13 protein-coding genes and 1 tRNA gene are annotated in these 14,020 nt (G+C 64.4%); 8 read left to right on the top strand and 6 right to left on the bottom strand.

The window, feature by feature from the left end; all coding sequences use genetic code 11:
- The first annotated feature begins 410 nt into the window (after nt 1-410).
- The 3 genes from HU735_RS04640 (at nt 411) to choV (ending at nt 3,463) form a co-directional block, all read left to right on the top strand.
- The gene (locus HU735_RS04640; RefSeq protein ID WP_186712601.1) at nt 411-1,358 is read left to right on the top strand and encodes a choline ABC transporter substrate-binding protein; all 948 of its coding nucleotides are present in this window, start codon (nt 411-413) and stop codon (nt 1,356-1,358) included.
- A gap of 81 nt (nt 1,359-1,439) precedes the next feature.
- Nucleotides 1,440-2,288, top strand: a complete 849-nt coding sequence (gene choW / locus HU735_RS04635) for a choline ABC transporter permease subunit (protein ID WP_172402369.1) — start codon at nt 1,440-1,442, stop codon at nt 2,286-2,288.
- Nucleotides 2,285-3,463: a choline ABC transporter ATP-binding protein gene (choV, locus tag HU735_RS04630; protein WP_050703411.1), complete on the top strand. Its 1,179-nt coding sequence runs from the start codon at nt 2,285-2,287 to the stop codon at nt 3,461-3,463. Before choW ends, choV begins: the two co-directional genes overlap by 4 nt.
- 138 nt (nt 3,464-3,601) lie before the next feature.
- Here choV and hisF read toward each other — a convergent pair whose 3' ends face one another.
- The 6 genes from hisF to HU735_RS04600 all read right to left on the bottom strand — a co-directional run bounded on the left by hisF (nt 3,602) and on the right by HU735_RS04600 (nt 8,570).
- Nucleotides 3,602-4,372 (bottom strand): imidazole glycerol phosphate synthase subunit HisF, encoded by a 771-nt coding sequence (gene hisF / locus HU735_RS04625; RefSeq protein WP_186712600.1) that lies wholly within the window; start codon nt 4,370-4,372, stop codon nt 3,602-3,604.
- A gap of 9 nt (nt 4,373-4,381) precedes the next feature.
- Complete coding sequence (hisA, locus tag HU735_RS04620) at nt 4,382-5,119, bottom strand: 1-(5-phosphoribosyl)-5-[(5-phosphoribosylamino)methylideneamino]imidazole-4-carboxamide isomerase (RefSeq protein WP_028688461.1); 738 nt, start codon at nt 5,117-5,119, stop codon at nt 4,382-4,384.
- Between the two features lie 27 nt (nt 5,120-5,146).
- On the bottom strand, nt 5,147-5,407 hold the full coding sequence (locus HU735_RS04615) for a DUF2164 domain-containing protein (RefSeq protein ID WP_186712599.1): 261 nt from the start codon (nt 5,405-5,407) through the stop codon (nt 5,147-5,149).
- Nucleotides 5,408-6,046 carry an imidazole glycerol phosphate synthase subunit HisH gene (hisH, locus tag HU735_RS04610; RefSeq protein ID WP_028688463.1) on the bottom strand — a complete coding sequence of 213 codons (639 nt, stop codon included), beginning with the start codon at nt 6,044-6,046 and terminating at the stop codon, nt 5,408-5,410.
- Nucleotides 6,047-6,640: an imidazoleglycerol-phosphate dehydratase HisB gene (gene hisB / locus HU735_RS04605; RefSeq protein WP_028688464.1), complete on the bottom strand. Its 594-nt coding sequence runs from the start codon at nt 6,638-6,640 to the stop codon at nt 6,047-6,049.
- 271 nt (nt 6,641-6,911) lie between these two features.
- Nucleotides 6,912-8,570: an OFA family MFS transporter gene (locus tag HU735_RS04600; RefSeq protein ID WP_062572540.1), complete on the bottom strand. Its 1,659-nt coding sequence runs from the start codon at nt 8,568-8,570 to the stop codon at nt 6,912-6,914.
- A 416-nt stretch (nt 8,571-8,986) separates the two neighbouring features.
- On the opposite strand from HU735_RS04600, the gene HU735_RS04595 reads away from it, so the two are divergent.
- The 5 genes from HU735_RS04595 (at nt 8,987) to ppk2 (ending at nt 13,934) form a co-directional block, all read left to right on the top strand.
- Nucleotides 8,987-11,236 (top strand): AsmA family protein, encoded by a 2,250-nt coding sequence (locus HU735_RS04595; protein WP_186712598.1) that lies wholly within the window; start codon nt 8,987-8,989, stop codon nt 11,234-11,236.
- Nucleotides 11,233-12,300 carry an A/G-specific adenine glycosylase gene (mutY, locus tag HU735_RS04590; RefSeq protein ID WP_186712597.1) on the top strand — a complete coding sequence of 356 codons (1,068 nt, stop codon included), beginning with the start codon at nt 11,233-11,235 and terminating at the stop codon, nt 12,298-12,300. Before HU735_RS04595 ends, mutY begins: the two co-directional genes overlap by 4 nt.
- Nucleotides 12,297-12,569, top strand: coding sequence for an oxidative damage protection protein (locus HU735_RS04585; protein WP_110734368.1), 273 nt, complete (start codon nt 12,297-12,299; stop codon nt 12,567-12,569). The genes mutY and HU735_RS04585 overlap by 4 nt, the downstream gene beginning before the upstream one ends.
- A 90-nt stretch (nt 12,570-12,659) precedes the next feature.
- Nucleotides 12,660-12,735 (top strand) — tRNA-Phe (locus tag HU735_RS04580).
- A 188-nt stretch (nt 12,736-12,923) separates the two neighbouring features.
- Nucleotides 12,924-13,934, top strand: coding sequence for a polyphosphate kinase 2 (ppk2, locus tag HU735_RS04575; RefSeq protein WP_238349752.1), 1,011 nt, complete (start codon nt 12,924-12,926; stop codon nt 13,932-13,934).
- Nucleotides 13,935-14,020 lie beyond the last annotated feature (86 nt).

Here is a 14,020-nt window from a genome sequence, read left to right as displayed (position 1 = left end):
CGCCGAACACCGCCTTGCGCAACTGCTAGGCTGAAAGCTCGAGCCGCCTCGGAATGCTCGCATCATCGGGCTTTTGCCCACCCCCTCGCCGTCTGCAACCGACGTACTTTTGTCCAGCAGCGCCGCCACTGCACCGGCCCTGCGTGCGCCGTTTTCCAGCGCCGGGACGCCGTAAAAACCGAGGCCGGGGGGTGGAAAAATCCAGTTGCGACATCGTCCGTACTGGATGCGACCCGTCCTGTACTGGATACGACGCCACCAGTAGGCGATTGCCGAACGCTGGAGGATTATCGAAAGCGACTCGTATTGCACGGCCTCGCATCCTGCCCTCTGCAGGCCTGGTCGACCGGAGCCCTGAGAACGCCCGGCGACCCACGCGAACCCGAAGATAAAATCACAGGAGTCCATCCATGAAAGGTTCACCCAAGCTGTTGCTGGTCGCGTTGCTGTCCGCTCCGCTGCTGGCCCAGGCCGCCGAACCCGAGCAGTGTCAGACGGTGCGTTTCTCGGATGTCGGCTGGACCGACATCACGGTCACCACCGCGACCACCAGCGTCGTGCTCGAAGCCCTGGGCTACAAGACCCACACCACCATGATCTCGGTGCCGGTGACCTACAAGTCGCTGGCCACCGGCAAGGACCTGGACGTGTTTCTCGGCAACTGGATGCCGACCATGGAGAACGACATCAAGCAGTACCGCGACGCCGGCACCGTCGAGACCGTGCGCGCCAACCTGGAGAACGCCAAGTACACCCTGGCCGTGCCCCAGGCCCTGTATGACAAGGGCCTGAAGGACTTCGCCGACCTGCCCAAGTTCAAGCAGGAGCTCAAGGGCAAGATCTACGGCATCGAACCCGGCAACGACGGCAACCGCACCATCCAGAAGATGATCGACGACAACGCCTTCGGCCTGAAGGACGCCGGTTTCCAGATCGTGCAGTCCAGCGAGGCCGGCATGCTCGCCCAGGTCGACCGGGCGCAGAAGCGCGACGAGGCGATCGTGTTCCTCGGTTGGGAACCGCACCCGATGAACACCCGCTTCAAGATGCAGTACCTGACCGGCGGGGACGCCTATTTCGGTCCCGACTTCGGCAAGGCCACCGTGCTCACCAACACCCGCAAGGGCTATGCGCAGGAATGCGCCAACGTCGGCCAGCTGCTGAAGAACCTGTCGTTCGAGCTCAAGGATGAAAGCACCATGATGGGCTATGTCCTGGACGACAAGATGAAACCCGAGGCGGCGGCCAAGAAGTGGCTCAAGGACAACCCCGGCAAGCTGGATGCCTGGCTGGCCGGCGTGAGCACCGTAGACGGCAAGCCAGGCCTCGAGGCGGCCAAGGCCAAACTGACGCAATAACGCAAGACGCAATGGCAACACCGCGGGGCGGGACCGTGCCCGCCCCGGACTGATTTCAATCTTTGCAGGTGGAAGCTCGCTATCATGCTTATCGATCAGAAAATACCCCTGGGGCAGTACATCGCCTCATTCGTCGAATGGTTGACCCAGAACGGCGCCAGTTACTTCGACGCCATCGCCGCAGGCCTGGAATTCATGATCCATGGGGTCACCAGCGCCCTGACCTGGTTCAACCCGTTCGTGCTCATCGCCCTGTTCGCCGCCCTCGCGCACCTGATCCAGCGCAAGTGGGCCCTTACCGTATTCGTCGCCCTGTCGTTCCTGCTGATCCTCAACCTGGGCTACTGGCAGGAAACCATGGAAACCCTGGCGCAGGTCACCTTCGCCACGGTGGTCTGCGTGGTCATCGGCGTGCCGCTGGGCATTGCCGCCGCGCACAAACCGATGTTCTATACCGCCATGCGCCCGGTGCTGGACCTGATGCAGACCGTGCCCACCTTCGTCTACCTGATCCCGACCCTGACCCTGTTCGGCCTGGGCGTGGTGCCGGGGCTGATCTCCACCGTGGTGTTCGCCATCGCCGCGCCCATCCGCCTCACTTATCTGGGCATCTGCGACGTGCCGCAGGAACTGATGGACGCCGGCAAGGCCTTCGGCTGCTCGCGCCGCCAATTGCTGACCCGTATCGAACTGCCACACGCCATGCCGAGCATCGCCGCCGGCGTGACCCAGTGCATCATGCTGTCGCTGTCGATGGTGGTGATCGCCGCCCTGGTGGGCGCCGACGGCCTGGGCAAACCCGTGGTCAACGCACTGAACACCGCCGATATCTCCCTGGGCTTCGAAGCGGGCCTGGCGATCGTGCTGCTGGCAATCATGCTCGACCGTATCTGCAAGCAACCGGAGCTGCCGGTAAGGGGTGAGGCATGAGCATCATTCGTTTCGAAGACGTCGACGTCATCTTCTCCAACAAGCCGCGCGAGGCGCTTTCCCTGCTCGACCAGGGCAAGACCCGCGAGCAGATCCTCAAGCAAACAGGGCTGGTGGTCGGCGTCGAGAAGGCCAACCTGGACATCAACAAGGGCGAGATCTGCGTGCTGATGGGCCTGTCCGGCTCGGGCAAGTCCAGCCTGCTGCGCTGCATCAACGGCCTCAACACCGTGAGCCGCGGCAAGCTGTTCGTCGAGCACGAAGGCAAGCACATCGACATTGCCCACTGCACCCCGGCGGAGCTCAAGATGATGCGCACCAAACGCATCGCCATGGTGTTCCAGAAGTTCGCCCTGATGCCCTGGCTGACGGTGCGCGAGAACATCAGCTTCGGTTTGGAAATGCAGGGCCGCCCAGAGAAGGAACGGCGCAAGCTGGTCGACGAGAAGCTCGAGCTGGTGGGCCTGACCCAGTGGCGCAACAAGAAGCCGGACGAACTCTCCGGCGGCATGCAGCAGCGCGTGGGCCTGGCCCGGGCGCTGGCGATGGACGCCGACATCCTGCTGATGGACGAACCGTTCTCGGCCCTCGACCCGCTGATCCGCCAAGGCCTGCAGGACGAACTGCTGGCCCTGCAGAGCAAGCTGAGCAAGACCATCGTGTTCGTCAGCCACGACCTCGACGAAGCCCTGAAACTGGGCAGCCGCATCGCGATCATGAAGGACGGGCGGATCATCCAGTACAGCAAGCCGGAAGACATCGTGCTCAACCCGGCCGACGAGTATGTGCGCACCTTCGTCGCCCACACCAACCCGCTCAACGTGCTGTGCGGCCGCAGCCTGATGCGCAGCCTGGACCAGTGCAAGCGGGTCAACGGCTCGGTGTGCCTGGACCCGGGAATCGACTCATGGCTGGACCTCGGCGAAGGGGGCTCGCTCAAGCGCGCACGCCAGGGCCAGAACGGGCTGGACATGCAGAACTGGGCACCGGGGCAGGATGTGGAGCTGCTGGAGCGCAGGCCGACCGTGGTGCACGCCGATATCGGCATGCGCGAGGCGCTGCGGATTCGTTACCAGACCGGCAACAAGCTGGTGTTGCAGGATAACGACAAGGTGGTGGGGATTCTGGGGGATACCGAGCTTTACCATGCCTTGCTTGGCAAGAACCACGGGTGATGCCTCTGGGGCCGCTTCGCGGCCCTTTCGCGACACAAGGCCGCTCCCACAGGTACAGCGCTGCCCCTAAGGCTGGTACTGTACCTGTGGGAGCGGCCTTGTGTCGCGAAAGGAGGGCAAAGCCCTCCCAGCAATGGCTCAGCGAACGACGATCCCACGCGCAGCCATATAGGCCTTCGCCTCAGGCACCGTGTACTCGCCAAAGTGGAAGATACTGGCCGCCAGCACCGCGCTGGCATGCCCTTCCAGAATCCCATCGGCAAGGTGCTGCAGGTTACCCACGCCACCCGAGGCAATCACCGGAATCCCCAGCGCATCGCTGATCGCCTGGGTAACCCCGAGGTCGAAGCCGTTCTTCATGCCATCCTGGTCCATGCTGGTCAGCAGGATCTCGCCGGCCCCCAGGCCTTCCATCTTTTTCGCCCACTCGACGGCATCCAGCCCGGTCGGCTTGCGACCACCGTGGGTGAAGATCTCCCAGCGCGGCGTTTCACCGGGGCCGGAGACTTTCTTGGCGTCGATGGCAACGACGATGCACTGCGAACCGAAACGGTCCGCCGCCTCACCGACGAACTCCGGGTTGAACACCGCGGCGGTGTTGATCGACACCTTGTCGGCACCGGCGTTGAGCAGGTTGCGGATGTCCTGCACGGTGCGCACGCCGCCGCCGACGGTCAGCGGGATGAACACCTGGCTGGCCATGCGCTCGACGGTATGCAGGGTGGTGTCACGGCCATCGACGCTGGCGGTGATATCCAGGAAGGTGATCTCGTCCGCGCCCTGCTCGTTGTAGCGCCGGGCGATCTCCACCGGGTCGCCGGCATCGCGGATGTTCTCGAACTTGACGCCCTTGACCACCCGGCCGTTGTCCACGTCCAGGCAAGGGATGATGCGCTTGGCCAGTGCCATGGTCGTTCCTCAGCCTTGGTAGTTGTCGCAGAAGGCCTGGGCCTCGGCGACGTCGAGGGTGCCTTCGTAGATGGCACGGCCAGTGATGGCGCCGATGATGCCGGGGGCCTTGGCGTCCAGCAGGGCCTTGATGTCGCCCAGGTTGTGGATGCCGCCCGAGGCGATCACCGGGATCGAGGTGGCTTCGGCCAGGGCCTTGGTGAACGGTACGTTGCAGCCCTGCATCATGCCGTCCTTGGCGATGTCGGTATAGACGATCGCCGAGACGCCATCGGCCTCGAAACGCTTGGCCAGGTCGATGACCTGCACCGAGCTGACTTCGGCCCAGCCGTCGGTGGCGACGAAGCCGTCCTTCGCATCAAGGCCGACGATGACCTTGCCCGGAAAGGCCTTGCACGCTTCGGCGACGAACTCCGGCTGCTTGACCGCCTTGGTGCCGATGATCACGTGGCTGACGCCGGCCTTGACGTAGTGCTCGATGGTTTCCAGCGAGCGGATGCCGCCGCCGATCTGGATCGGCAGGTTCGGGTAGCGCTTGGCGATGGCGGTGACCACCTCACCATTGACCGGCTGGCCTTCGAAGGCGCCGTTCAGGTCGACCAGGTGCAGGCGACGGCAGCCACCCTCGACCCATTTGGCGGCCATGCTCACCGGGTCGTCGGAGAATACGGTGGAGTCTTCCATGCGGCCTTGGCGCAGGCGTACGCAGGCACCGTCCTTGAGATCGATAGCGGGGATAATCAGCATCTTGGCAACCTGTCTTGTTCGTTGGGTTCAGGGCTTCTCGAGCGCCCACAGGTCGCTTTCGATGCTTTCGAACCGCTCCTTGAGGTGCAGCTGAACATCGGCAATCGCCCTGTTGTAGTAGTGGGGTGCAATTTCCTTGCTGAACAGCTCGAGGACCTCGGCCACCTCGAACGACCCCAACTGCAGCTCGAAGCGGTCTTCGAGGAAGCGCTTGAGCGTGTCGAGCGCGTCGCGCTCCTGCTCCGGGGCCAGGGTGATGATCGGGGCCTTGGTCTTCGATCGGCTCATTTACCAGCGCCCGTCCCAGGCGACGAAGTTCTGCAGCAGCTGCAGGCCATGGGTATGGCTCTTCTCCGGGTGGAACTGCACGGCAAAGCGCGAGCCATCGGCCAGCGCGGCGGCGAAGTCGACGCCATAGTGGCCGCGACCGACCACCTGACCCGGCTTGCCGGCGTTGATGTAGTAGCTGTGCACGAAGTAGAAGCGCGCGCGGTCGGGGATGTCGTGCCACAGCGGGTGGTCGATGGTCTGGCTCACTTCGTTCCAGCCCATGTGCGGCACCTTCAGGTGCTCGCCGTCTTCCTTCAGATCTTTACCGAAGAAACGCACCTGGCCGGGGAACAGCCCGATGCAGTCGACGCCATCGTTTTCCTCGCTGTGGTCGAGCAATGCCTGCATGCCCACGCAGATGCCGAGGAACGGGCGATCCTGGCTGACCTCGCGCACCAGGCTGTCGAAGCCCAGGCGGCGGATCTCGGCCATGCAGTCGCGGATCGCGCCGACGCCGGGGAACACCACGCGGTCGGCCTCACGAATCACCGCGGCGTCGCTGGTCACCAGCACCTTGCCGGCGCCCACGTGCTCGAGGGCCTTGGCCACCGAGTGCAGGTTGCCCATGCCATAGTCGATTACGGCTACCGTCTGCATTTACAGGCACCCTTTGGTGGACGGCATCTGCCCGGCCATGCGCTCGTCTAGGGTGACGGCCATGCGCAGGGCGCGGCCGAAAGCCTTGAACACGGTCTCGATCTGGTGGTGGGTGTTGTGGCCACGCAGGTTGTCGATGTGCAGGGTCACCAGGGCGTGGTTGACGAAGCCCTGGAAGAACTCCTGGAACAGGTCGACATCGAAGCCGCCGACGGTGGCGCGGGTGTAGGGCACATGCATCTGCAGGCCTGGGCGCCCCGAGAAATCGATGACCACGCGCGACAGCGCTTCGTCCAGCGGCACATAGGCATGGCCGTAGCGGAAGATGCCTTTCTTGTCGCCGATGGCCTGGGCGAACGCCATGCCGAGGGTGATGCCGACGTCCTCGACGGTATGGTGATCGTCGATATGCAGGTCACCCTTGCACTCGATGTCCAGGTCGATCAGCCCATGTCGGGCGATCTGGTCGAGCATGTGTTCAAGGAAAGGCACGCCGATTTCAAATCGGGCCTTGCCGCTGCCATCGAGGTTGATCGAGCACTTGACCTGGGTTTCCAGGGTATTGCGCTCGACGGAAGCCTTACGTTCGACCATCACCAGCTCCGCAAAATCATTGGGCGAAAAGGGCTCCATTATAGGCCCAGAACGCGCCGGCTTGAAACGCGGATGACATATGGCAGGGCTAGTAATTACGGGGGTGGAATGGGTCTACAGGTCTATACAAGTAGCTGTCGGGGCTGCTCCGCAGCCCATCGCGACACAAGGCCGCTCCCACAGGAACCTCATAACCCTGGAGATACGCAACGCCTGTGGGAGCGGCCTTGTGTCGCGAAAGGGGCGCAATGCGCCCCCAGGTCCAGCTAACTCAGTGGAACAGCACCGCCGTCTTCTGCAGGGTGATCCACACCCCCCAGGCCAGCGGAATCACCACCACGGCCCAGGCCAGCAGCACCAGCGGCAGGCTGCCCGGCGCCGCATGCCACTCCAGCGAGCGCGCCGAATCCACGCCCTTGTCATGGCTCAGCGCCCGCTCGGCAGCCAGTTCGGCATCGGTCATGAAGTACTTGTCCGCCACCGGCCGCACCAGCATGTTGCAGATGAAGCCCAGCACCAGCAGGCCGGCGAGGATGTACAGGGTCATGTCGTAGGCCGCGGCCCGCTCCACCCCTGCCGCCAGCTGCGCCTCGCGCAGGTAGGTGATCAGCACCGGGCCGAGCACGCCGGCCGCCGCCCAGGCAGTCAGCAGGCGACCATGGATGGCGCCGACCATCTGTGTGCCGAACAGGTCGGCCAGGTACGCCGGCACAGTGGCGAAACCGCCGCCGTACATCGACAGGATGATGCAGAACGCCGCCACGAACAGCGCCACGTTGCCGATGTGCCCCATGTTCGGCACCAGGCTGTAGAGGCCCACGCCCAGGGCGAAGAAGGCGAAGTAGGTGTTCTTGCGACCGATGTAGTCAGAGAACGACGCCCAGAAGAAGCGTCCGCCGATGTTGAACAGGCTCAGCAGGCCGGTGAAACCGGCGGCGATGGCGGCAATCTGCGCCAGCTGCGCGGCATTCAGCTCACTGAACGTCAGCTCGTTGCCCAGCAGCTTGCCGGCGAACACTTCCTGCAGCAGCGGCGAGGCCATGCCGAGGATGCCGATACCGGCCGACACGTTCAGGCACAGCACCAGCCACACCAGGGCGAACTGCGGGGTCTTCCAGGCCACACTGACATGCACGTGACGGTCGGTGACCATGGCGTTGGCCTTCTTCGCCGGCGGCGTCCAGCCTTCAGGCTTCCAGCCGGTCGGCGGCACGCGGTAGGCCAGGGCGCCGGCGGTCATGAACACGAAGTAGATCGCGGCCATGGCGACGAAGCTCTGCCATACGCCCACTTCGGTCGGGCTGGAGAAATGGCCCATCAGCGCGGTGGCCAGCGGCGCGCCCACCATGGCACCCCCGCCAAAGCCCATGATCGCCATACCGGTGGCCATGCCGCGCTTGTCCGGGAACCACTTGATCAGCGTCGACACCGGCGAGATGTAGCCCAGACCCAGGCCGATCCCACCGATCACCCCCGAGCCCAGCCACATCAGCCACAGCTGGTGGGTCTTCACGCCGATCGCCGAGATCAGCAGGCCACCGCACCAGCATAGCGCCGATACCAGGCCGGCCTTGCGCGGACCGGCGTGCTCCAGCCAGCCGCCGAGCACCGCGGCCGAGCAGCCGAGGAACACGAAGAACAGGGTGTAGATCCAGCTGAGCATGGAGATTGGCCAGTCGCACTCGGCGCTGAACAGACGGGCGACAAAGCCCATGTCGGCGGCGCAGGCCACCGGCGCGCTGACGCCCAGGGCCTGGGACAGCGGCAGCCAGAACACCGAGAAGCCATAGGCCATGCCGATGCACAGGTGAATCGCCAGGGCCGCTGGCGGCACCAGCCAGCGGTTGAAGCCCGGGCGGGCGATGATGCGCTCCTTCGACAGGAAGCCCGGCGCGCTCGCCACCGCCCCCGCCGTGATACTGCTGTTCATGGATTGTTCCTTTTGTAGGTGGGCTGTGCGCGTGGACGGCTCTGCTTCGGCTGCACGCAAGGCAGCCCGGCCGCTTGGGCTGGCACCCCGCGACAATGGGTCGCGGGGGCTCCACGGGCGGGCGCAAGATTACCAGCAGGGGGTGACATGAAAGCAATCTGATATCGTGTTTTTTTCGTCAGCTGAATCGGTATTTCGCGTATCCAGGTGAGATTGTGTCGCCTGTTCGGGCCTCATCGCAGGGCTAGCCCGCTCCCACGCAGGTACCACGCTGGTCTCGGCCCTGCGATTAGGTCCAAGCAGGTGATAAATGAACTGTCATCATTCCCACTGTCGAAATGTCGGATACGCAGAGCCAAGTGCCACGGCGCTATACTCGCCGCTGAATTTCTAAATCGGACTACAAGGACTCGCCCATGAAAGCGTTCGGCAAAATCCTGGGGCTGGGGCTTCTCGGGTTGTTGCTGATCATCGTGGCGCTGGGCTTCGCCCTGACCCACCTCTTCGATCCCAACGACTACAAAGACGAAATCCGCAAGCTGGCCCGCGACAAGGCCCATGTGGAACTGACCCTCAACGGCGACATCGGCTGGAGCCTGTTCCCCTGGCTGGGCCTGGAGCTGCACGAGGCGAGCATCGCCACGCTGAACAACCCCAAGGTGCCGTTCGCCGACCTGCAGATGCTCGGCCTGTCGGTGCGCGTGCTGCCGCTGCTGCGCCGCGAGGTACAGATGAGCGATGTGCGGGTCGAGGGCCTCAACCTGACCCTGACCCGCGACGCCAATGGCCACGGCAACTGGGAAGACATCGGCAAGCCACTGCCGCAGCCGACCGTCGCCGGCGCGCCGGCCAGCACGCCGGCTGAAGCGCCAGCCGCCGCGCCAGCCAACGCTGAAGCCAGCGAACGCTCGGTCAAGCTCGACATCGACAGCCTGACCGTCAATAACGCCCGCGTGCTCTACACCGACGAGAAGGCCGGGCAGACCTACGGCGCCGAAAGCATCCAGCTGAGCACCGGCCCCGTGCACGAAGGCGCGAACATCGCGCTCAAGGCCAGCGCCTTCCTCAGCGCCAGCCAGCCGAACATCAAGGCGCGCACCGAGCTGACCGGCGAGCTGCGCTTCGACCGCAAGCTCAAGCGCTACAACCTCGAGGACATGCGCCTGTCCGGCGAGACCTCGGGCGAGCCGCTGGCCGGCAAGACCCTGACCTTCGTTGCCCAAGGGCAGGTACTGGTCGACCTGGCGGCCAATGTCGCGTCCTGGAGCGGCCTGAAGGTCTCGGCCAACCAGCTGCGCGCCTTGGGCGAACTGAACGTGCGTGATCTGGACAAGGCCCCGCAGGTCAGCGGCGGCCTGTCCATCGCCCAGTTCGACCTGCGCACCTTCCTTGACGGCATCGGTCACCCGCTGCCGGCCACCGCCGACCCGGCGGCGTTCAAGAAGCTGGAGCTGGTCACCCGCCTGCAGGGCACGCAGAACAGCCTGGCCATGGAAGACCTGGCGGTGAAGCTGGACGACAGCACCTTCACCGGCCGTGTCGCCGTGGACGATTTCGCCAAGCAAGCATTGCGCGTACGCCTCAAAGCCGACACGTTCGACGCCGATCGCTACCTGCCGGCCAAAAGCGAAGAGGCCAAGGGCGCCACGGCGGCGCGCCAGGCCGAGGTCAAGCAGCAGGAAGCCACCGCCGTCGCTGGCGCGGGCACCACACCGCTGCCCGACGCACCGACCCAGGTGGCCTGGAGCAACGACAAGCTGTTGCCGGTCGACCGCCTGCGCGCCCTGGACCTGCAGGCCGACCTGTCGTTCGGCGCGCTGACCCTGGACAAGCTGCCGATCAGCGACGCACAGCTGACCGCCAGCGGCCAGGCCGGCCTGGTCACCCTGCAGACCCTGCGCGGCGGCCTGTACAACGGCACCTTCGAGGCCAAGGGCACTGTCGATGTACGCCCCGCCGTGCCGCAGATCGGCGTGAGCACCAAGATCAATCGCGTGCCGGTGGAGCACTTCATCAAGCGCGAAAGCCCGGACCAGGCGCCGCCGGTCAAGGGCCTGCTGACCTTGAACAGCGACCTGACCGCCACCGGCAACAGCCAGAAAGCCCTGGTCGAGACCCTCAACGGCAACGCCAGCTTCACCATCAACGACGGCGTGCTGGTCAATGCCAACCTGGAACAGCAGCTGTGCCAGGCCATTGCCACCCTCAACCGCAAGCAGCTCAGCGGCGAACAGCGGGGCAAGGACACGCCCTTCCAGGAACTGCGCGGCAGCCTGGTGGTGCGTAACGGCGTGGCCAGCAACCCGGACCTCAAGGCGCGCATCCCGGGCCTGACCGTCAACGGCCATGGTGACCTCGACCTGCGCGTGCTGGGCATGGACTACAACATCGGCGTGATCGTCGAGGGCGACCAGCGCGCCATGCCCGACCCGGCCTGCCAGGTCAACGAGCGCTTTGCCGGTGTCGAAGTGCCGCTGCGCTGCCGTGGCCCGCTGGAGCTGGGCGCCAAGGCCTGCCGCCTGGACCAGGACGGCCTGGGCAAGGTCGCCGCGAAGCTGGCCGGCAACCGCCTGAAGGACAAGATCGATGAAAAACTCGAAGAGAAACTCGGAGACAAGGTGAGCCCGGAACTCAAAGATGCGCTCAAGGGGCTGTTCAAACGATGAGCCCCCAGCAGTTCTCCAGCGCCGTGCTGGAGTGGTACGACCAGCACGGCCGCCACGACCTGCCCTGGCAACAGGGCATCACCCCGTATCGGGTGTGGGTCTCCGAAATCATGCTGCAGCAGACGCAAGTCAGCACCGTGCTCAACTACTTCGACCGTTTCATGCAGGCCCTGCCGACCGTGCAGGCCCTGGCCGAAGCGCCGGAGGACGAGGTGCTGCACCTGTGGACGGGCCTGGGCTACTACACCCGCGCCCGTAACCTGCAAAAGGCCGCGAAGATCGTCGTCGAGCAGCATGGTGGCGAGTTCCCGCGCAGCGTCGAGCAACTCACCGAATTGCCCGGCATCGGGCGCTCCACGGCGGGCGCCATCGCCAGCATCAGCATGGGCATCCGCGCGCCGATCCTCGATGGCAACGTCAAGCGCGTGCTGGCCCGCTTCACCGCGCAGGCCGGCTACCCCGGCGAGCCCAAAGTGGCCAACCAGCTATGGGCCACCGCCGAGCGCTTCACGCCGATGACCCGGGTGAACCACTTCACCCAGGCGATGATGGACATGGGCGCCACGCTGTGCACCCGCAGCAAGCCCAGTTGCCTGATCTGCCCGCTGCAAAGGGGTTGTGAAGCGCACCTGCATGGCGAGGAAGCCCGCTACCCCGAGCCCAAGCCGCGCAAGGCCCTGCCTCAGCGCAAGACCCTGATGCCGCTGCTGACCAACCACGAAGGCGCGATACTGCTCTACCGCCGGCCCTCCTCCGGCCTGTGGGGCGGACTGTGGAGCCTGCCGGAGCTGGACAGCCTGGAACAGCTCGACGACCTCGCCTACCAGCACGGCCTGCGCCTGAGCGGCAGCCAGGCCCTGGACGGCCTGACCCACACCTTCAGCCATTTTCAGCTGGCCATCGAGCCCTGGCTGGTGCGTGTCGAGCCCGTCGGCTCGCACGTGGCCGAGCCCGACTGGCTCTGGTATAACCTCGCCACCCCGCCGCGCCTGGGCCTCGCCGCCCCGGTCAAGAAGCTGCTGCAACGCGCGGCCGACGAACTGATTGCAGGAGACAAGCCATGACCCGCACCGTGAAGTGCCGCAAGTACAACGAAGAACTCCCCGGCCTGGACCGCCCGCCCTATCCAGGCGCCAAGGGTCAGGACATCTTCGAAAACATCTCGCAGAAAGCCTGGAAGGAGTGGCAGGACCACCAGACCATGCTGATCAACGAGAAGCGCCTGAACATGATGAATGCCGAGGACCGCAAATTCATCCAGGCCGAGATGGACAAGTTCTTCGCCGGCGAGGATTACGCTCAGGCCGAAGGCTACGTTCCGCCCTCGAATTGACCCACGAATCGTAAGCGACGGAATTAATTTAAATTTTTTTGAAAAAAGTCGTTGACGGCCTCTGAGAAAATCTATTTAATTCACCCCGTCGCCCAGATAGCTCAGTCGGTAGAGCAGAGGATTGAAAATCCTCGTGTCGGCGGTTCGACTCCGTCTCTGGGCACCACCTTCAAGCTTCTGGTGGTTGCAAAGTTACCCGAAGCGACACAAGAAACCCGCCTAGTGCGGGTTTTTTGTTGTCTGTAGTTTTACCCCAGGAATCCTTCGCCCCTGGTTGATCGATATCAAAATGCCTCCCTTCACCCCTGCATAGGATGGAAGGTGGACATTCGACCGACCCCCGCAAGGACCTCCATGAGCGAAGAATCCGCCACCCTCCTCCTGCCAGCGCCCGCCGAGGCCGACAGCAGCCCCAAGCCAGCTCCTCGCCCTCGTCGCCCACGCCAGCGCAAGCCAGCCACCAGCACCGCCGCGCAAGAGACCATCATCCAGGTCAGCCAGCAGCCCGCCGCCCTGGAAGTGGCCAACGCCCGCAAAGGCAGCAACGAAGACAGCACCTCCGCTCGCCTGCCGGCCAACTACCCGTACCGCACGCGCATGCGCCGCCAGGACTACGAGAAGGCCAAGCATGACCTGCAGATCGAACTGCTCAAGGTGCAGAACTGGGTGAAGGAAACCGGTCAGCGCATCGTCGTGCTGTTCGAGGGCCGCGACGCCGCCGGCAAGGGCGGCACCATCAAGCGCTTCATGGAGCACCTGAACCCACGCGGCGCGCGCATCGTCGCACTGGAGAAGCCCTCCGAGCAGGAGAAGGGGCAGTGGTACTTCCAGCGCTATGTCCAGCACCTGCCCACGGCCGGTGAAATGGTGTTCTTCGACCGCTCCTGGTACAACCGCGCCGGGGTCGAGAAGGTCATGGACTTCTGCTCGCCGCTGCAGTACCTGGAGTTCATGCGCCAAGCGCCGGAGCTGGAGCGCATGCTGTGCAACAGCGGCATCCTGCTGTTCAAGTTCTGGTTCTCGGTGAACCGCGAAGAGCAATTGCGCCGCTTCATCTCTCGCCGTGACGATCCACTCAAGCACTGGAAGCTGTCGCCCATCGACATCAAGTCGCTGGACAAGTGGGAGGACTACACCGCGGCCAAGGAAGCGATGTTCTTCCATACCGACACCGCCGATGCGCCATGGACGGTAATCAAGTCGGACGACAAGAAGCGGGCACGGATCAACTGCATTCGCCACTTCCTGCATTCGCTGGATTATCCGGGTAAGGACCATGGCGTGGCGCATGCGCCAGATCCGTTGCTGGTCGGGCGGGCTTCGCGGGGGTTCGAGGAGGATGAGCCGGCGGCGCTAGTCGACTGAATCGCAGGGGCTGCTTCGCAGCCCTTTCGCGGCACAAGGCCGCTCCTACAAGGGATCGCGTAACCTCTGTAGGAGCGGCCTTGTGC

Origin of the sequence: Pseudomonas sp. BW16M2 (assembly GCF_014268865.1) — a bacterium.
Taxonomy (GTDB): domain Bacteria; phylum Pseudomonadota; class Gammaproteobacteria; order Pseudomonadales; family Pseudomonadaceae; genus Aquipseudomonas; species Aquipseudomonas peradeniyensis.
This window is presented reverse-complemented; position numbering and strand designations above follow the sequence as displayed.